At 50.0% G+C, this 18,861-nt stretch carries 15 protein-coding genes and 1 riboswitch; of the genes, 7 read left to right on the top strand and 8 right to left on the bottom strand.

Annotated features, from left to right (window positions below; genetic code table 11):
* Positions 1 to 28: 28 nt before the first annotated feature.
* The 8 genes from KNP93_RS08570 to KNP93_RS08535 all read right to left on the bottom strand — a co-directional run bounded on the left by KNP93_RS08570 (position 29) and on the right by KNP93_RS08535 (position 10,397).
* Positions 29 to 1,219, bottom strand: a complete 1,191-nt coding sequence (locus KNP93_RS08570; protein ID WP_214854527.1) for a hypothetical protein — start codon at positions 1,217 to 1,219, stop codon at positions 29 to 31.
* A gap of 197 nt (positions 1,220 to 1,416) precedes the next feature.
* Positions 1,417 to 2,457 (bottom strand): NAD(P)/FAD-dependent oxidoreductase, encoded by a 1,041-nt coding sequence (locus KNP93_RS08565; RefSeq protein WP_214854525.1) that lies wholly within the window; start codon positions 2,455 to 2,457, stop codon positions 1,417 to 1,419.
* Positions 2,458 to 2,537: 80 nt separating this feature from the next.
* Complete coding sequence (locus KNP93_RS08560; protein WP_214854524.1) at positions 2,538 to 3,263, bottom strand: energy-coupling factor transporter transmembrane component T family protein; 726 nt, start codon at positions 3,261 to 3,263, stop codon at positions 2,538 to 2,540.
* A complete protein-coding gene (locus tag KNP93_RS08555; protein WP_251138730.1) occupies positions 3,229 to 4,788 on the bottom strand; it encodes an ABC transporter ATP-binding protein in 1,560 nt (519 codons plus the stop codon). Before KNP93_RS08555 ends, KNP93_RS08560 begins: the two co-directional genes overlap by 35 nt.
* On the bottom strand, positions 4,785 to 5,360 hold the full coding sequence (locus KNP93_RS08550) for an ECF transporter S component (protein WP_214854521.1): 576 nt from the start codon (positions 5,358 to 5,360) through the stop codon (positions 4,785 to 4,787). Before KNP93_RS08550 ends, KNP93_RS08555 begins: the two co-directional genes overlap by 4 nt.
* A gap of 105 nt (positions 5,361 to 5,465) precedes the next feature.
* Positions 5,466 to 5,564, bottom strand: a riboswitch (TPP riboswitch).
* Between the two features lie 92 nt (positions 5,565 to 5,656).
* A complete protein-coding gene (locus KNP93_RS08545; protein WP_026828270.1) occupies positions 5,657 to 6,334 on the bottom strand; it encodes a 50S ribosomal protein L25/general stress protein Ctc in 678 nt (225 codons plus the stop codon).
* Between the two features lie 350 nt (positions 6,335 to 6,684).
* Entirely contained in the window at positions 6,685 to 9,315 is a 2,631-nt protein-coding gene (locus KNP93_RS08540; RefSeq protein ID WP_214854518.1) for a DEAD/DEAH box helicase, read from the bottom strand.
* A 41-nt stretch (positions 9,316 to 9,356) separates the two neighbouring features.
* A complete protein-coding gene (locus KNP93_RS08535; RefSeq protein ID WP_251138729.1) occupies positions 9,357 to 10,397 on the bottom strand; it encodes a tyrosine-type recombinase/integrase in 1,041 nt (346 codons plus the stop codon).
* 424 nt (positions 10,398 to 10,821) lie between these two features.
* Here KNP93_RS08535 and KNP93_RS08530 point away from each other — a divergent pair, with 424 nt between their 5' ends.
* The 7 genes from KNP93_RS08530 to KNP93_RS08500 all read left to right on the top strand — a co-directional run bounded on the left by KNP93_RS08530 (position 10,822) and on the right by KNP93_RS08500 (position 18,859).
* Positions 10,822 to 11,223, top strand: coding sequence for a CoA-binding protein (locus KNP93_RS08530; protein WP_131972640.1), 402 nt, complete (start codon positions 10,822 to 10,824; stop codon positions 11,221 to 11,223).
* A 167-nt stretch (positions 11,224 to 11,390) separates the two neighbouring features.
* Complete coding sequence (gene parE / locus KNP93_RS08525) at positions 11,391 to 13,352, top strand: DNA topoisomerase IV subunit B (RefSeq protein WP_131503739.1); 1,962 nt, start codon at positions 11,391 to 11,393, stop codon at positions 13,350 to 13,352.
* A gap of 1 nt (position 13,353) precedes the next feature.
* Positions 13,354 to 15,759, top strand: a complete 2,406-nt coding sequence (parC, locus tag KNP93_RS08520; protein WP_131503738.1) for a DNA topoisomerase IV subunit A — start codon at positions 13,354 to 13,356, stop codon at positions 15,757 to 15,759.
* Between the two features lie 330 nt (positions 15,760 to 16,089).
* Positions 16,090 to 16,560 (top strand): NUDIX domain-containing protein, encoded by a 471-nt coding sequence (locus KNP93_RS08515; RefSeq protein WP_233494529.1) that lies wholly within the window; start codon positions 16,090 to 16,092, stop codon positions 16,558 to 16,560.
* Positions 16,561 to 16,797: 237 nt separating this feature from the next.
* Entirely contained in the window at positions 16,798 to 17,445 is a 648-nt protein-coding gene (locus KNP93_RS08510; protein ID WP_131503737.1) for a hypothetical protein, read from the top strand.
* Positions 17,442 to 18,236, top strand: coding sequence for a DUF3307 domain-containing protein (locus KNP93_RS08505; protein ID WP_214854502.1), 795 nt, complete (start codon positions 17,442 to 17,444; stop codon positions 18,234 to 18,236). Before KNP93_RS08510 ends, KNP93_RS08505 begins: the two co-directional genes overlap by 4 nt.
* A 71-nt stretch (positions 18,237 to 18,307) precedes the next feature.
* Complete coding sequence (locus KNP93_RS08500; protein WP_114595730.1) at positions 18,308 to 18,859, top strand: histidine phosphatase family protein; 552 nt, start codon at positions 18,308 to 18,310, stop codon at positions 18,857 to 18,859.
* Positions 18,860 to 18,861: the final 2 nt, after the last annotated feature.

Raw genomic sequence — 18,861 nt, 5'->3', positions numbered from 1 at the left:
AACTAGTGGAGCAGGAAACCGATTAGCATCACTGTTCTTCTAATTCTTCACTGACTTGCCGTGCCAACTCACCTGATAATCTGGTACTTTTTTTCGTCCGTTGATCTTGCAAGTAAAGATCTGTCTTGTTGGCACGTTTTTTCAGATACACCTGAAAGGTCTGGGTATTACCGTATTCAAGCAACGTCATGTACGAAAATGGTGATCGCGTTCCTTGTGGTTCTTCCAACGTCACAGCCTTTAACTCTTCGGCCACCGTCCGGGACAGCTTATCTGGCAGGATGACCATCTCACTTAGTTTCGCCTTTTCAAACGATTTCATTGTCGGATGGAAGTAGGCCGTGATTCCGCGCGTCGGCTCATCTTCGATTTGGTATTCCTTGACCGGACGGTAGACCGGCTGATAACGAATGGAAAGCGTCTTTTCTTCTACTACCCGTTCTTTTTTTATGAATTGAAAGGTCACGAAGGGAACGGTTTGATTGACCGGTAACGTTTTTGGCAAGGAATGTTGCTTCGTTTTGATCCGATTCGATTTGTATGCCGTCATGATTTGCCGATCTGCGAGGTCCCACCCGTCGCGTGAAAAGGTTAACGAGCGGGACGTCGATCCGTCAATATGACGGCGGCTCACCAGGTAAAACTCGCCTTGCTGATGAAGGGACGACATCGCAATGTTTCGAATGATGTGCTCTTTGCCCGATTCTGTCATGACGAACAACAGTTGTCCTGAAATCGGCAATTGAAACGCATGGAACGGTTTCAAATCCTTAGCAAATTCATTGTCTGCGCTCATTTCCTGATTGACGGATACATGCTGGTCCAATTGTTCTTCTTTCAGTGGAATAGAGACGGGTGCTTGAAGTGCAATCCGATCCGGACCCTCCGTCAAGCGGACCCACGGATGGTCCGACGCTTTAATCGGATGGACACGCAACTCCTGTGTCTTAGGCGAACGACAGGATAGGTACATCTGATTGCCGTGTGCCAAATAAACAATTTCGGTCGGAAACGGTGCTATTTCCAGATTATTTAACGTAAAAAATATACCGAATGACTGCAACGTCCGGTACGATTTCGGAAGGGACACCGTTTTATTCTGCATACAGGTCCGCAACAATTGTTTCTTTTGTTTAACGGGGACTTCCTGATCTGAGTATTCGTCGGAAGCAAATGAATGGGCAGACCAGTAGGAAGGTACCGGCTTGAGATCTAGCAATCGTTCTTGCCCACAGCCGGTTAACACGATGCTGGATAGCATAGCGAGAGTCAGTAATCTATTTTTGATGATAATTCCTCCTTAATTAATTATCCATCATATTACCATATTTTTAATAGAATCTTCTTTTTTTAAAAAATGTAATTTATAAATAAAACAGGCAGAAAGATGAACCATTCATCTTTCTGCCTGTTGATTCAGACCGTATATTTCTTGATAAATCGCTGGTCAATCGATTGTTTGAAATACCAGCTGAGCCGGTTGGTTCGGTAAAATCGTCCGTACAGCAGGGTGGCCTGGCGATGACCGAGCGCAAGAAGCGTCAAATAACACCGTTGGGGCCGAAACGCCCGTAACGGTTCTTCATTCACGCATCGGATCAAATTCTGAAGCAACAGCGGAGCCTGTCGCACCGCCGTCACACCGTTTTTCGGTGTATCCGGATACGCGATCAGAGTCGCACAATCCCCAACGGCAAAGATGGACGGATCCTCGAGCGACTGCAGCGTCTCGTGCACCAGTAAAAATCCGCGGTCATCACAATACAGACCGGATACCTGAAACAATTCATGTGCCGTTGCCCCTCCTAAAAACAAAACGGCATCCGTCTCGAGCAAGCGGCCGGATTGGAGCGTTGCTGTTTGACCATCCAGCGTTTCGAACCGGTCAATGATCCGGTTGACACCCAACTGATCGAGTCGCGCGGCCAGTTCCGGACCGGCCGGATGACCGCTGAGCAACGGTTCTTCATGAATCAGGGTGACCGGTGTACCGTTTGACTGAAATGACGCCGCCATCTCGACGGCCGCCGCACCACTGCCGACGATGACAGGGGAGACGGCACTCCTGAACGTCTGTAACGCTTGTTCTATACGATAGTTCGGTTTGATCGTAACGTGTTTCGGAGTGCTTGCTTCCCAGTCGTTTGATCCGATATTAAACGACACGATATCGTACGGCACGACCTGTCCGGACTGAAAGATAACGTGTTTGTTGGCAGCATCGATTCGCACGACCCGGTCCTCCATCCACGTCTTACCGTGCCGTTCACATAACGCTTTGACATCGATGCGTATCTCGTCGAGTGTATAGGTTCCGTCCGCCAGTCCGGAGAACATCCCGGAATAATACTGATAACGCGAGGGAGTGATGACGATCCAGTCGACATCCGAATGACTCCCTTGTTTGATACATTCTAAATGCGCATGACCTGCGCCGACTAACAGGATTCGTTTCACGACTCCACCCACTTACTTTTTTGGATTCACTGTATCTGTCCTGTTTATTCCCCCAAGTAGTGCCGCGTAATCGTCCGCTGTCAAACCACCAGGCGAAGTGACGTCGCGAGCGTGACGGTCATCAACAGAAAGGCAAGATCCCCTCGTGTTACGACCGGCTCGACATAATAGGTTCGATTGACCCGAAACTGACGGGCTTCCATCGCAATCGCAATCTGTTCCGAGCGGAGGATACTGGTCGTAAACAACGGCAGACTGATGTCAAAAAACGTTTGCCACGGCCAAAGTGACCGTTGTTGCCGGACACGACGCGCTTGACGGATCGTTCGAATCGACTGCCGAAAGATCGGAATGAAGCGGAGACCGGCTAAAAATCCATAGGAAAGGCGAACCGGCAGACGACATTGATGAATCAGACTCATGACGAACCGTGTCGCGTCCGTTGTTGCAACGAACGTTACACTCAACAGGACGAAGGCGAGCATCCGCGTCGCGACCAACCAGGCATGTGCAAGACTCTCTTCCGTGATCCGGAACCAGCCGAATGCCCACAATTCCGTTTCACCTTTTCCGAACGCGGCCATCATCCAAAACGTCAACAGAAACAACACACCATAAGGGACGAGACGAATGAGAAGCGTTGACAGCTGCCAGCCGGAGCAACATACGCCGACGGCGGAAAGGATGAGCAGTGCAAACGTCACTTCTAAACGGGATGTCGAAATCAGCAACAGCATGACATAGACCAGGGTCGCCAGTTTGACGGAAGGATTAATTTGAGCGAGCCATGAGTGGTTTTCCTGCATGACGGATCCCCTCCTTTTGTTGCTGATACTGATAGGACACCGGACGAATCAGCTGATTGTCGTGTAAAATCTTGGTTTCCTGAAACAATTCCTCCGGTGAACCGTCAAATTGAATGTTTTCCGAACCGAGGACGAGCACCCGGTCTGCCTGTTGGTACACCAGCTCCATATCATGCGTCACCATGATGAGCGTCGTCCCGGCTGCACGGGCTTGCCGCAAGACTTCAATCAGTTGTGCCGTCGTCTCGGCATCCTGTCCGAAAGTCGGCTCGTCCAGCAACAAGACAGCTTTTCGCTCAAGCAGCATTGTCGCGACGCTCAAACGCCGTTTTTGACCAAGACTGAGTGCGAGCGGCGACTGACCCGCGACGTCCGCCAAGCGATAGTACTGTAAGGCATCATCCATCTGACCGGACGACGGTGAGGTACAACTGATCGTCAGTTCGTCAAGAACCGTCTGTTTGAGAAACTGAAACTCAGGTTGCTGAAACACAAAGCCGACCTGCCGGTAAAATGTCCGGTCCCGCCATTTCTTCAACGCTGTCTGAAACAACTGAATCGTTCCGCCTTGCGCCGGTAACAGTTTGGCCAGCGTTTCGAGCAGGGTACTTTTGCCGGCTCCATTGCGTCCGACAAGCATGATCCATTCTCCGGCGTGGGCGTTCAGCGAGATCCGCTGGAGAACCGTCTGCTTTCCGTGCCGGACGGTCACGTCAACAAGTTCAAATGTCGGTTCGGTTGAAACGGGTTCGCGGACAGGGGGACGATCGAGTGCCCATTCTGCCGCGACCTCGGCCGGTATCGTTTCGAATGTATACGGGTAAAGGCGCGGTGTCGCAATCCCGAGCTCAGTCAAAACGGTCCGGCGTTCTGAAAAAATGTCCCGCGGCGGTCCGTCAAGACGGATCCGTCCGGTTTGAAAGACCAGCACCCGGTCCGCAAACGTCACACACTGCTCCAGTTGGTGTTCGATCAGCACCAGTGTCACGTTCGGATCGTGGTGCAATTCCTCAATCAGCTCCATCATCAAACGTTGACCATGCGGATCAAGTTGCGCCGTCGGTTCGTCGAGCAACAGGATGTCCGGTTCGAGTGCCAATACACAGGCTAGAGCAAGCCGTTGTTTCATCCCGCCGGACAGCTCGGCAATCGGCGTCGTCAAGGCGAGGTCAAGTCCGACCCGTGCCAAGACACCTTTAATCCGCTCATCCATTTCAAATCGGGAGATGCTTCGGTTTTCCAGACTAAAGGCCATTTCGGCACCGACCGTCTGCATGCAAAACTGATCGTCCGGCTGTTGGAATAACATCCCGACCGTTCCCTCGGTCAACCAGTGACCGCTGACATCGGCTTCAATCGTCTCCGGCAACAGACCGGCGAGGACATGTAAAAAGGTCGTCTTTCCACTGCCGCTTGGACCGACGAGCAACGTCGTTTCTCCTTTATCAATCGTAACCGACAAATCCTGTAAGACCGGGTGATCCTGATCCGGATAGCGGACTGTCAGGTGCTCACACTGCATCATGCGGCACGCTGCTTTCGTTGTCGTCCGATCGCATACCCATTCAGTGTCCCTGCCTTAATGAGCGCATCGACGATGATTTTTGCGAGTAAGCCGCCGAGCAGAGCACCGCTGACAAGTTGTAAGGAAAACGTCAACAGGAGAGTCGTCGTCGTATAGTAGGCAAATCCGTTCACGATGAGGCTGTAGACCATACTTCCGACGGCAGCGAAGACACCGGACAACATCAAGGTAAACGTATTGAATTTCCGGTATCCGAACACGGCAAAGGCAATCTCGGCCCCGATCCCCTGTGCGAATCCAATCAACAGTGCCGATAAGCCGAAGTGACTCCCTGTAAACAATTCGACGGCAGCGGCGACGACTTCCGCAATCAATGCCGCGCCTGGTTTTTGAATGATGTAGGCGACAAGGGGACTGGCGATGACCCAGATGCCGAACATCCAGTTTGATCCGACCGGTCCGAAGATGGCCGAGATCGGTAACCATAACGTCGACCACCCTAAGTAGAGGACACCACACGCGACGGCGAGCATCATCATGACGATGATTTCTTTCATTTTCCAACTGTTCATAATCACTTCTCCTTTGAATGCACACCCACAAAGAAACCACAAAAAAGACCGCCCTCTATGAAAAGAGAGCGGTCGTGTAACCTGCAAGATGCAGAAAAAGAGCACGAGGATTCCGCTCCACTTTCCTACGCTAGTATGAACTAGATCAGGTTCAAAGGGTCCGAAGTGAATCGTCTCAGCCAAATGGCTCCCCTAGTGGATGTGTCAATGATGTGTACCTTCTTCACTGTACGGCTGTCGACCGGACTTGTCAATATGCATAAAAAAAACCTCCCACGAGGGGAGGAGAGAAAAGATTACTCTTTATCTTCTTTGTTTTCTTCAGCTTGCTCTTCAGAAGTTTGTTCTGAATCGTCTGTCGCTGTATCCGCATCAGCTGCTTGTGCCTCAGCTTCTGCTTCTTCGATTTCTTCAAGTTCAGCTTCAAGTGTCGATTCAACGACCGCTGCAACTTGGATGTCACCTTCTGTGACGACACGGAAATCTTTTTCTTCCGGAAGATCAGCTACTGTGATTGAATCTCCGATTGCAAGATCCGTCACGTCGACTTCGATGCGTTCCGGTAATTTATCTGGTGTTGCGGCAACTGTTACTTTAAAGAGTGTTTGTGAAAGGAATCCGCCAAGTTTCGCGCCGGCTGCTTCGCCAACAAGGACGATATCCGTCTCGACTTCTGTTTCTTCATCCATTTTAACAGCGATGAATTCAACGTGTTTGATGGTTGGTGTAAAGATATCCATATCAAGCTTGTTGATCAACGTGTTGACCTTTTTACCGCCGATTTGAAGAGCAACCAAGACGTTTTCGCCGTGATCACGGACAACTTTGACCAATTCTTTTTCATCGAATGAAATCGGTGTGCTTTCCACTTTGTAGCCATACACGACACCAAGAGCTTTTCCTTCATGACGTAATTGCTTTCTAAGTGAGCGTGGGCGTACTTCGCGTTCTTCTACTTTTAATGTTACTGACATGTTCATTTCCCCCTTGAATTTGGTATAGCCCTCAAAAGGTAATGAATGTAGGAGTGGAACAATAGGTTCCAACAGAAATTCTTGCGCTAAATGCTAGTTCAACTGGATTCCATTCAGAAATGAAAAACGAAGTGAGTAAGTAGCATTTCTCTCCCAGGTCATTACGCTGATATTGAGAAACAATAATTGAAAAGCGACCGTGTTGTACGGTGCTAGTGTAGATATACCCCTGTCTTTCAAAAGTTAAAACCTTTTTTTCTGAATTTGATTGTCGAAAGACCTCCAAACCTGTTGATAGACAACGGATTGAAGGTCTTTCATTTTTTTAAGATTTTCTTTGATTTGTGTGGTTAATCACCTGCTGAATCGATAAAAGAGGGGGAATCAAGCAACCGGACGAGTTCACGAATCGTTAAAATATCCGGCTTCTGATCCGATAAGACGGCATCAATCATCGTCGCCTTTCGATCCTGTAATTCCGCCATCTTTTCCTCGATTGTCCCGGTCATCAATAACTTGATCACTTCGACCGGCGACTCTTGTCCCAATCGATGGGCCCGGTCAGCCGCTTGCTGCTCAACGGCCGGATTCCACCAACTGTCGTATAAAATGACGGTATCCGCCGTCGCCAGATTCAGACCGGTCCCGCCGGCTTTCAAGGAAATCAGGAAGACATCGACTTCACCGGCATTAAACCGGTCACACAGTGCGACACGGTCTTCAACCGGTGTCTCACCGGTTAGTAGAAAGTGGGCAAGTTGTCGTACTGCCAGTCGTTCCCGAATCCGGGCCAACATCTTCGTATACTGGGAAAAAATCAGGATCCGGTGTCCGCTCGCTACTTTTTCTTCAATGATTTCAAGCAGGCGTTCGAGTTTTGTCGATTCACTTGTATAACCTTCGACAAATAACGCCGGATCACAGCAAATCTGCCGCAACCGGGTCAAACCGGCGAGCAGCTTAATCCGGTCTTCACGCTTCGTTTCGTCGAGATGCTGTAACGTTTCCAGTTGCAGTTTCGCCAAGTAGGAAGCATAAAGTTTTTTCTGCGTCGGACCGAGCTCTGTATAATGGTGGACAATCTGTTTTTGCGGTAAATCCTGCAAAACTTCGGCTTTTGTCCGTCGCATCATAAACGGTCGGACGAATCGTTGGATTTCATCATATGACCATGTCTGGAACGTCGGTAAGTCCGGTAACAACGACGGGAAAATGACCCGGAAAATCGACCAAAGATCATCGGTCCGGTTTTCAAGCGGTGTTCCGGTCAAGGCAAACCGACGTTTCGCCCGAATACGGCGCAAGCGGACAGCGGTTTGTGACGCTGGATTCTTCAGATGTTGTGCCTCATCGAAAATGGCGACGTCGTATTCGACGGTCTGGTGTGCCTCCATGTCGGCCCGTAACGACGGGTAGGAAATCAGAAAAATTCCGTCCGCTGGTACTGTCTCGATTTGATCCAACCGTTGTTTCCGTGCTCCGTTCAACAAATGAACGGTTCTTGACGGCGCAAACCGTGTAAGTTCCGCCTGCCAGTTATGGAGCAGGGAAGCCGGGGCGACAATCAACATCCGACCCGGCGGAAGCGTCTCGAGATAACCAATCGCTTGGATCGTCTTCCCGAGCCCCATCTCATCCGCTAAAATTCCGTGCCCGTCATGTCCGGCAAGATTCGCCATGAACTGGATGCCTGCCCGCTGGTACGGATACAAATGCCGATCGAGTACTTCCGGGAAGTTCAGGTAGACACCCGTTCCGTTTTTCAGCTCGAGCCACCGTTCTGTTAATTGTTTATGGATATGCAAGAAGGAGGCACCGACCAGATGTTTGAGGTTCGGCAGGGCGGGTGCGCGCAAAACCGCTTCAAGTTGGTCCTGCTCTGCTGCTTCAAGTTGCCGAAAAACGCGTTGTAACTGTTCAAATGCCCGGGTCTCAAACGAGACAAACTGACCGTTCTTTAACCGGTGATACGTTTTCCGGGTGACAAGCGACTGCAAGACCTGTTTCAGTTCCATTTCCGGGATTCCATCCATAGAAAAGCGGAACGTCAACCAATCCAAGCGGTCCGTCGTCTCGACATCGATCCGTGGATGAAACGGTCCGTTCGGTAAGGATTGGCGGATACTCTCCGTCACTTGGACGATGAGTTTGCCGTAAACGACACGGGGGTCGAGCAAACCTTTCAAAAACTGATATTCCGCTTCCTCTTCTTCTAACCGATAGCGACCGTCCCGCTCCAAGAAACCACTCTCTGTCACGTAGCGGAGGACGGATCCTTCAAGCGATACATCGCGCCCGAGCCAATCCGTCTCCTGTAACGGATTGATCCGAACCCCCTGATAGCTAAACGTCACGAGCAGTTCAAGCCCACCTTGCTCGCGGTCGAGCGCCAGTTCGACTAACGGCGGACCGCTGACGAGCCGTTTTTTGAGCAGGGGACTGAGCCAGACGTCGGCCAGATTCCGTAAACGGTCACGCGTATGCAAAAGGCGGTCAAAATAAGCGGAACTGATCGTAAAACGTTGTTGGGCTGTGATACTTTCCATCACAATCGCCGAACCGTTGACATCAAACCTGATTTTTGCCCGTTCCGTTTTGCTTAATGTTTGCAAATAAGCCGTCACTGCTGCGTCTTCTGCCTGGCGCGTCGTCGCAAACGGACGGATCAACGATTGGTTTCCGGCAGGTGTGCCGTAGACTTGCACATGATGCATCGCTAACAACACGGCGACGATATGCCCGCAAAACGATTGATCCATTGCCAGCGACGGACAGTTGCAACCGGCATCCACGCCGTGTTCCTTGACGCGGACGGTGACAGTGAAGACAGATTCACCGTGAACAGCGGCTTCGACGAGCAAATCACCGGATTGGTAGTTCCGTAATGTAACTTTTTTGGCAGCGACGTAACGTTTCCCGCGACGAAAGGCATAGGTATCCGACATTTGTTTGATTTTCCGTTCACTTAAGCCATAATTCATCCAAGTTCTCCTTTCAGTGACACTCAGGTGACATAATACAATTATCGTTCACCATCAAATAATTCGATCGCCCGTTTTTTCTCCTGATCACCGATATGGGCGTAGACCTGTGTCGTTGCGACCGATTCGTGGCCAAGTAATTGTTGAATCGTCAAGACATCGACCCCGCCTGTCGCCAGGCGCGTCGCAAACGTGTGCCGTAATTTATGGGGTGTGATCTGTTTTCGCTCCAAAAACGGCAGCACGGGGCGCAACCGGTCAACGTGCCGTTTTAAAATATGTTGAACAGCCCGGGGACTGAGCGCTTTGCCTTGCTTTTGGAAAATCGGATCCGGCCCCCGCATCGTTACACTATAGTGTGCGGCGTATTTCCGTAAGGCGACCCGGACCGGCTTCGCAAGCGGAATGACCCGTTCCTTGTTGCCTTTCCCGATGACCCGAATCGTTCCTTCGTGAAAATCAATGGCACTCCAGGTCAATTGCGTCATTTCACTGAGCCGCATGCCACTGTAACCGAGCACCTGGAACAACGTGATATCCCGGACGCGATCCCGTTCATAATGTGCCGCTTCCCGGGCATTCATCTCGATATTCGACGGCAACAGTTGGATCAACTCATCCCATTCCCGTTTCGTTAAGTAAACCGGATCCCGTTTTGCCTGTTTCGGACGATTGATTTTTGCGACCGGGTTTTCCGACAGGACCCCGATATCGATCAAATGCCGGAACAAGGACTGCAGTGCTGACAGCTTCCGGTTGATGACACTTGGGGCATTTTGCTTTGTTAAGGCTAAGTATTCCGCATAAGCGGCAATCCCGGATCCGTCAATTTCAAGAAACGCTTCCTGCGTGATATCACGTGCTCGAATCGCTTCACCCGACGCTTCCGCGACAAACTGAAAAAATGAATCAAAATCATACACATACCGCCGCATCGTCGCCTTCGAGAAATTTTTCGATGCCAAATGGTCGATGTAAAACCGGATGAAATCCGGCATCCGGACATATCCCGGAAGATCGATCGTATGGGCGGGAAGGGGGGCCGTTTTCACGGTTTTTCCCAGGTTTTTAAACAAACTCATCATTCTATCCCCTCTCTGTCACTACTATACCAAACGTTGGTAGTTGGTACACTAGTTTGCGTGAAATAGTTATTTCACGCAACGTTAAATTGTCAGACAGGGAGCGCTCAGTTGCATCGAAATCACCAAAGACAGGTAACGGTTCGACTCGATGCAAATTATATTTTCATCACTTTGTAAGCAAATTAATACAATAATTATATTATGTAAACAATTAAACAGACTATTTTTCACAAAAAATCATTTCGCTCTCAGTTGCATCGAAATCCAGTCCGACGGGTAGTTGGTCGTCTCGTTTTCGTACAGACCGTTTTTGATTCTCACACTTCGAACACGTTCCTCCCTCCAGTTGAAAGGCTTAATCCAAATTGAATCGGGTATATAGACTAAGACTATCTTGTATTTAACATAAGGGGGAAATAACATGATTTCAGATCAACAAGCACGTCAGTTGTTAAAAGAAGCAAAACGGATCGCCGTTGTCGGGGTATCAAGCGATTCCGGAAAAACGGCGAACTGGATTGCCGATTATCTCGTCCAACACGGGTACGAAGTCATTCCGGTCAATCCAACCTTAAATGAATGGAATGGTCAGAAAGTGTATCCGAGTGTCGCCAGCATCCCGGGCCATATCGATATCGTCGATGTTTTCCGTCGCTCGGAGTTTTTGGCGGACGCTGCGAAGGATGCCGTCGCTCACGGTGACGTCGGCATGATTTGGAATCAGCTCGGATTATCGAGTGTCGAAGCGGAAAGTTTAGCCCTTGGGGCCGGGATTCCGTACATCGAAAACCGTTGCATTAAAATTGAACACCAGTACTTGTGATCGTGATTCAGCAAGACATCTACTCCTTGACAGTAGGTGTCTTTTTTTCTTGTTTTCTAGATTATCCTTGTCAGATAGCAAGAAGATGCCTACAATTAGATACAGACTACTAGAAAAACGAACGAACGTTTGGAATATTCGACGTTTTTCTATTTGAGGTGAAAAACATGGCGACAGATTTAAACAATTATAATGATGATGCCATACAGGTATTAGAAGGACTCGAAGCAGTCCGGAAACGCCCGGGTATGTATATCGGTTCGACCGATCATCGCGGACTCCACCATTTGGTGTATGAGATCGTCGATAACGCGATTGATGAGGCACTGGCCGGATTCGGGGAACAGATCGATGTCATCATCCATAAAGATAATGCAATTACGGTCCGTGACCATGGACGCGGTATGCCGACCGGGATGCATGCTTCCGGCAAACCGACGGCAGAAGTCATCTTCACGGTGCTTCATGCCGGTGGAAAATTTGGTCAAGGCGGTTATAAAACATCGGGCGGACTGCACGGTGTCGGAGCATCTGTTGTCAACGCCCTGTCGACGCAGTTAAAAGTCACGATTTATCGCGACGGGAAACAGTTTGAGCAAACGTTCGAAGACGGGGGAATTCCGAAAACGACGTTGCTTGAGACAGGCACGACGCGCCAAAAAGGAACAAGCGTCTATTTCAAGCCGGACGGAAAAATCTTCAGCACGTTGACATACAATTACGATACGTTAGCGGAACGCCTACGTGAATCGGCCTTCCTGCTGAAAGGTCTGAAAATCACACTGACCGACGAACGGTCGGAAAAAGCGGACACGTTCCAATATGAAGACGGAGTCAGCGAATTTGTCGGCTATTTGAACGACGACAAAGATACGTTACATCCGACAGTCGCCTTTGAAGGTACGGAAAATGACATCGAGGTCGATATCGCTTTCCAGTTCACGGATGCCTATTCGGAAAACGTCCTGTCGTTCGTCAACAACGTCCGGACACGCGACGGTGGAACCCACGAGGTCGGCGCTAAAACGGCGATGACACGGGTGATGAACGAGTATGCCCGTAAAAACACGCTGCTCAAAGAAAAAGACAAGAATTTAGACGGGAATGATATCCGTGAAGGGCTGACGATGATCGTGTCGATCCGGATTCCGGAAGAATTCCTGCAATTCGAAGGACAGACGAAATCAAAACTCGGTTCTCCGGAAGCCCGGACAAGCTGTGACGCCGTCATCACGCGCCGTTTATCGACGTATCTTGAGGAAAACCCGCAAACGGCGACCCTCCTGATCAAAAAAGCGATCCGCGCCGCTCAGGCCCGGGAAGCAGCGCGTAAAGCCCGCGAAGAAGCCCGCAATGGCAAGAAAAAGAAACGTTCGAGCATCCTGAACGGGAAACTGACACCTGCCGCGTCGAAAAACGCGGAGAAAAATGAATTGTTCCTCGTCGAAGGAGATTCAGCCGGCGGTTCAGCCAAACAAGGCCGTAACCGGACGTTCCAGGCGATTTTACCGTTACGCGGGAAAGTCCTGAACACGGAAAAAGCCAAACTTGCGGATATCATGAAAAACGAAGAAATCAATATGATTATCCACGCGATTGGCAGCGGCGTCGGGGCAGACTTCGATTTATCGGACTGTAACTTCGACAAAGTCATCATCATGACCGATGCCGATACCGATGGCGCGCATATTCAAGTCTTGCTGTTGACCTTCTTCTTCCGCTACATGCGCCCGTTGATTGATGCCGGGAAAGTCTTCGTCGCCTTGCCACCGCTCTACCGCGTCTCGAAAGGGAAGGGCAAGTCTGAGAAGTTTGAATACGTCTGGGATGAAGAAACCCTGGCGAAAACAACGAAAAAGTTCGGTAAAGGCTATATGATCCAGCGTTATAAAGGACTGGGGGAGATGAACGCTCCGCAATTATGGGAAACGACGATGGATCCCGAGACCCGGACATTGATCCGCGTCACGATCGATGATGCCGCTGTCGCCGAGAAACGAGTTTCCGTGCTGATGGGCGACAATGTCGGACACCGCCGGAGCTGGATTGAAGACAATGTAGCGTTCGGACTGACGGAAGACCTCTCGATCATTGAAAATGAACACGTGACGAAAGAGAGTGTGAACTGATATGTCTAACCTGCAAAACATTTTGAACCTGTCCCTTGAGCAAGTCGTCGGGGACCGGTTCGGTCGTTATTCGAAATATATCATCCAGGACCGGGCTTTACCGGACGCACGTGATGGATTAAAACCGGTTCAACGCCGTATCTTGTACGCGATGCATACGGAAGGTAACCTGTTCGACCGCGCTTACCGGAAATCCGCGAAAACGGTCGGCGTCGTCATCGGTAACTATCACCCACACGGCGATTCGTCGGTCTATGAAGCGATGGTCCGCCTGAGTCAGGAGTGGAAACTGCGTTATCCGTTAATTGACATGCAAGGGAATAACGGTTCGATTGACGGCGACAGTGCGGCAGCAATGCGGTATACAGAAGCCCGTTTGTCGAAAGTTTCGAGCCTGATTCTCGACGGCATCAACAAACAGACGGTTGACTATACATTGAATTTTGATGATACGACCGAAGAACCGCTCGTTCTGCCGTCATTGCTGCCAAACTTATTAATGAACGGATCGACTGGAATTTCAGCAGGTTATGCGACGGAAATCCCGCCGCACCATGCCGGTGAAGTCCTTGATGCCGCGATCGGCCGAATCTCCGGAACCGTCCATACTGTCGACGATTTACTGACGCATATGCAAGGTCCCGATTTCCCGACCGGCGGTGTCGTCCAAGGTCTCGACGGGATCAAAAAAGCGTTTGAAACCGGACGTGGCAAAGTCATCATCCGCTCTCGGGCAACGATTGAGACGTTACGCGGCGGACGCCAACAGATTCTGATTACGGAACTCCCGTATGAAGTCAATAAGGCCAACCTCGTCAAACGGATGGAAGAACTCCGCCTGGACCGTAAAGTCGAAGGGGTAGCGGAAGTCCGCGACGAGACGGACCGAGATGGTCTTCGTGTCGTCATCGAGCTGAAAAAAGAAGCGGACGCAGAAGGGGTGCTTCACTTCTACCTGAAGCAAACCGATCTGCAAGTCGCCTATAACTACAATATGGTCGCGATTCACGAGCGGACACCGCGTCAGATGGGCGTTCTTGCCCTGCTTGATGCTTACCTCAGCCACGTCAAAGATGTTGTCATCCGCCGGACGTCGTTTGATCTCGAGCAGGCAAAACGCCGCCAGGAGGTCGTTTCGGCTTTGATGACGGCGATTTCGGTCCTCGACGAGACACTTGCGTTGATTCGTTCCGCATCCAACAAATCGGAAGCGAAAGACAAGCTGGTTGAACGGTTCAGTTTCACGGACCGCCAGGCAGAAGCGGTCGTCATGCTTCAGTTGTACCGGTTAACGAACACCGATATCGTCGAATTACAGGACGAAGCGGCAAAACTCGAAAAAGAAATCACCCGTCTTGAGAAGATTCTAAACGACGAAAAAACGCGGAACCGATTGATCATCAAGGAATTGACGGTCTTAAAAGAGCAGGTTGCTGATAACCGGCGTTCGACGGTTGAAGCGGAAGTCGAAGAGTTGAAATTGAAGACAGAAGTCATGATTGCAGTCGAGGAAACAATGGTCTTCGTCTCGAAAAACGGCTATATCAAGCGGTCTTCAATGCGTTCTTTCGGCGCGACCAACGATTTGCCGGAGATGAAAGAGCAGGACCGACTGCTGTATCAAGGACAAGCGATGACGACGGATCATGTCATCGTCTGGACCGTTCAGGGGAATTATCTCTTGATTCCGGTCCATCAGTTGCCGGATACGAAATGGAAAGACGGCGGACAACACGTCGCCAATCTCGTGCCGCTTGATCCCGGCGACCGGATTTTATCGGTCGACCTCGTCCGGACGTTTGACGAGAACTCACACTGTCTGTTCGTGACCCGCCAAGGGATGGTCAAACGCTCGAAATTGAGCGACTACAATGCTCAGCGGAAATCAAAACCATTGCAGGGTGTCCGTTTACGAGCGGATGACGAAGTCCTGTATGCCAAGGTTTCTACCGGACAAGAGCAATTGTTCTTAACGACCCAGCATGGATTCGGTCTCTGGTTCACGGAAGACGATGTCCCGGTCGTCGGTGTCCGGGCAGCGGGTGTGAAAGCGATCAACCTTCGTGATCAGGATGTCGTGGCCGGTGCGATCGGCTTCAAACAAGCACCGAATATCGTCCTGTTGACACAACGTGGTGCCTTGAAGAAAATGCGCCTTGCGGATCAATTCCAGGTCTCGAACCGCGCCTTGCGCGGTACACAACTGTTACGTGATTTAAAATCAAAACCGCATCAGGTCGCGGCATTGATCGACGTCACACAAGCAAAAGAGCTGATTTTGATCGGAAAAGAGCAGGAAAAGACAATTCAAGTCCAATCGTTGTCCTTCCTCGACCGGTTATCGAACGGTTCGTTTGCCTATGATGAAGAAAAATTCGGTCCGCTTCTCGATTGGTATACTGTTTGATGGTCAGATGCCCCTCATTTTGATAGAGGGGTGTCTTTTTTTATGAAATATGGCATAAAGTCGCTGTTTCCCGTTCGTTTCTAGCTTTCTGACGCCTGTTTTGACCGCTTTATCAGACTTTTCTTCGAATTATCGGCAAATCACCCGTTTACAAATTGAAACGACCGCCAATAACCGCTACAATAAAAGAAAATGGTCAGGCAAGATTACCACGAAGTATGTGGAGCGGGCAGTTCGGAGCTTTAGCTTATAGAATTCGTTTCATCAAGCAGCTACGGACATGTTCCTCGGCTGCTTTTGTGCCATCTGCCAACTGGAGAGGTGATGACGATGAAATTCAGAAGACGCGAAAAAGTAGCAATCTATATCACACGGGAGCAACCAGAGGGATGGGAACTACTTGTTTTTCATCCGCAATCTGCTCCAGACAGTGATTGGCAAATTCCTGCCGGCACAATCGAAGATGCCGAAATCGCCAAGGAAGCGGCAGTTCGGGAAACACTCGAGGAAAGCGGTTTATCGCTCGCGACCGTCCAGTACGTAGGTGAAGAAGAAATGCGTTATCCGGAACGCATGCGGGTGCATTACACGTATTTCTATCATGCTCATATCGAATGTCAGGAAAACAGATGGACGCATTGTGTTGCTGGTGACGGTCAAGATTGCGGTGATTTTTTCCATTTCGCCTGGTTACCGCTTGAACGAATCACGCAACTCGAACGCCGGCATCATATTTTCTTGGATCGTTTAATGAGCCGCTTGGAACGGACACATCATTACGATTGTCGGAAACACGGTTAATCCCGTGTTTTTTTGTTTTGTCTCACTATATTGAGTTTACCTTAATTATGAGACAATAATTATCAACTATTGATAATATATGTTATGTTAACTAAAAGAAAAAATAAAAAAGATTTGAATCAGTCTTTGTTTTTTTACGCTTCCCTGTTACTCTAAATACAGTAACAAGTCTATTGTTACCCTTTAACCAGTAACAAATGATAAGTAACCGCATATTCGGTAACAAGGAGGATTTGTATGCAAGCTGTTGCAGTTTCATTTGATATTCAAAATTCCCGTGCGTATTCCAGTAAAGAACAATTATTAACCGATCTGCATCGGTTGGCGGATCAGCTGAACCGAGCATTTCCGGCAGCACTCGTACCGTTTCAAATCAAGTCCGGTGACAGTCTGCTTGGCGTATTCAACGAATATGCCGTCAGTTATCCGCTCATGTTGATGCTGTTGAATCAACCGTTAAACGGTTATATCGGAATCGGATTCGGTCAATATGAGACGTTATCGACGACTCATGCCGATGAAGCCAACGGAAGTGCCATCATTTTCGCTTTTGAGGCCCAGGAAGTGGCAAAACAGACCGCAAACCGGATTTCCTTTGCCGGACCGCCTTATTTGCCGACCGCCCTGCTGAACGGTTATATCGAGATGCTGTATCCCGCTTATTTCGGCAAAACGGACCGGCAAATCGAATTACACCGGCTGATGGATCTGCATCCGGACGCTACTTACGAAGAAATCGGTTTGAAGATGGGCTTTCACGAAAAAGATGCCCGGATGAATGTTGCGAAACTTGTCGCCCGTTCCCAACGTAAACAACGTAAACGTCTCGAACAGGCATTGATTGATGCCTTAAACCAGTTACAAGTCTGGGAGGCGATCGGATGACTTTGCTGTTAAGCCTGCTTCTGATCCACCTGCTGGCGGACTTTCCGTTCCAGAGTCAACGGATGGCAAAGTTGAAACAACGCACGTTTCGGGTATTACTCGAACATATAACGATACATAGCATCGGCACAGCCGCCGTCCTCGGACTCTTTTACCAGATGAATGACGTGACTGGTCAGACGGCCTGGATCATCGGCGGTGTCATCATCGGGACACATGCCTTACTGGACGGCTCGCCCTTCAAACGTCTTTTGCATCCGGCACTTGCCTTTTGGATCGATCAATTGATCCATATCGGGATTCTGACCGGTATCGTCCTCTTTTTCACCCCTGTCGCTTGGCCGGCATCGTTTACGTTACCGGATCAAATCCTGTGGATCAGCGTCTGGGGCTTGATTGCAACGGAGTTAATCGGACGCGGGATTGCCCCGCTGCTTGCGCCCTTTGCGCCCCGCTTGATTGAATCGCATTTTGAGCGGAAGGTCACACGAAAAGAACAACTGGACGGTCTGAAGCGGTCCGTCACGCATGAAGTCGAGGATTCCGCCCGCAGTTATACGACGGAAATCAACGGCGTCGGCCGTTACATCGGACTCGTCGAACGGGCCATCATCGTCTCTTTGGTGGCGGTCAATGCAACGGGCGCCATTGGATTCATCATTGCCTTAAAGGCATTGGCCCGTTTTAAACAGTTTGACGACCGCCGTTTTGCGGAATATTATATCATCGGCAGTTTACTGAGCATTCTCGGTGCCTTGCTGTGCGGCATGGCGATCCGCCTTGCCCTGTAACGACAGCAAGGCGATAGAGAGATGGAAAGAGAGGTGGACGGTTTCTTGATGCAAGCGACCGTCACAAACATATGAAACAGATTGGATTAGTCAGACACCACCGGGTAACGGAGGGTTACCCGACCAAAGGCTGGATCAGCGCAGCCGATATCGAGGCCTGGATCGAACGTTATGACGTCTCGACCATCGATGTCCAGCCGGTTGAACTCGGAAACATCGACTGGACGATTTGTTACGCCAGCAGTATGCCGCGTGCCGTTCAGACGGCGAAAAGTGTATATGGAAACGACATTATCATAACGGACCTGTTACGGGAAGTCCCGTTCCCGACCATCCGCTCGCGGATCCGCCTCCCGTTTCTCGCCTGGGCGTTGATCGGACGACTTGTCGCCCCCTTCAGCAAGCGGATTCAAGCGGAAATCAAGGATGCCAACGAGCGGATTACGGTTCTCTTAAACCAGTTGACGTTTGAACAACAAGAACATGACCGGGTCCTGCTCGTCGGACACGGCGGGATGATGATTCTGATGCGGTCTGCATTAAAAAAACGGGGGTATGTCGGTCCCCGCTTCGGTCATCCGCGTAACGGCATGTTGTATCTGTTTGAGAAACGGGAGGGATAGAC

Origin of the sequence: Exiguobacterium sp. s166, assembly GCF_018618855.1 — a bacterium.
Classification (GTDB): Bacteria; Bacillota; Bacilli; order Exiguobacteriales; family Exiguobacteriaceae; genus Exiguobacterium_A.
The sequence above is the reverse complement of the archived record's forward strand: the minus strand, read 5'-3'. Positions and strand labels throughout refer to the sequence as shown.

Bases quoted from the DNA above. Each gene is read 5' to 3' on its own strand.
- KNP93_RS08560 (WP_214854524.1), bottom strand. From the start codon at position 3,263: ATGCAGGAAAACCACTCATGGCTCGCTCAAATTAATCCTTCCGTCAAA.
- KNP93_RS08555 (WP_251138730.1), bottom strand. From the start codon at position 4,788: ATGATGCAGTGTGAGCACCTGACAGTCCGCTATCCGGATCAGGATCAC.
- KNP93_RS08550 (WP_214854521.1), bottom strand. From the start codon at position 5,360: ATGAACAGTTGGAAAATGAAAGAAATCATCGTCATGATGATGCTCGCC.
- KNP93_RS08545 (WP_026828270.1), bottom strand. From the start codon at position 6,334: ATGTCAGTAACATTAAAAGTAGAAGAACGCGAAGTACGCCCACGCTCA.
- KNP93_RS08540 (WP_214854518.1), bottom strand. From the start codon at position 9,315: ATGAATTATGGCTTAAGTGAACGGAAAATCAAACAAATGTCGGATACC.
- KNP93_RS08535 (WP_251138729.1), bottom strand. From the start codon at position 10,397: ATGAGTTTGTTTAAAAACCTGGGAAAAACCGTGAAAACGGCCCCCCTT.
- KNP93_RS08530 (WP_131972640.1), top strand. From the start codon at position 10,822: ATGATTTCAGATCAACAAGCACGTCAGTTGTTAAAAGAAGCAAAACGG.
- parE (WP_131503739.1), top strand. From the start codon at position 11,391: ATGGCGACAGATTTAAACAATTATAATGATGATGCCATACAGGTATTA.
- parC (WP_131503738.1), top strand. From the start codon at position 13,354: ATGTCTAACCTGCAAAACATTTTGAACCTGTCCCTTGAGCAAGTCGTC.
- KNP93_RS08515 (WP_233494529.1), top strand. From the start codon at position 16,090: ATGAAATTCAGAAGACGCGAAAAAGTAGCAATCTATATCACACGGGAG.
- KNP93_RS08510 (WP_131503737.1), top strand. From the start codon at position 16,798: ATGCAAGCTGTTGCAGTTTCATTTGATATTCAAAATTCCCGTGCGTAT.
- KNP93_RS08505 (WP_214854502.1), top strand. From the start codon at position 17,442: ATGACTTTGCTGTTAAGCCTGCTTCTGATCCACCTGCTGGCGGACTTT.
- KNP93_RS08500 (WP_114595730.1), top strand. From the start codon at position 18,308: ATGAAACAGATTGGATTAGTCAGACACCACCGGGTAACGGAGGGTTAC.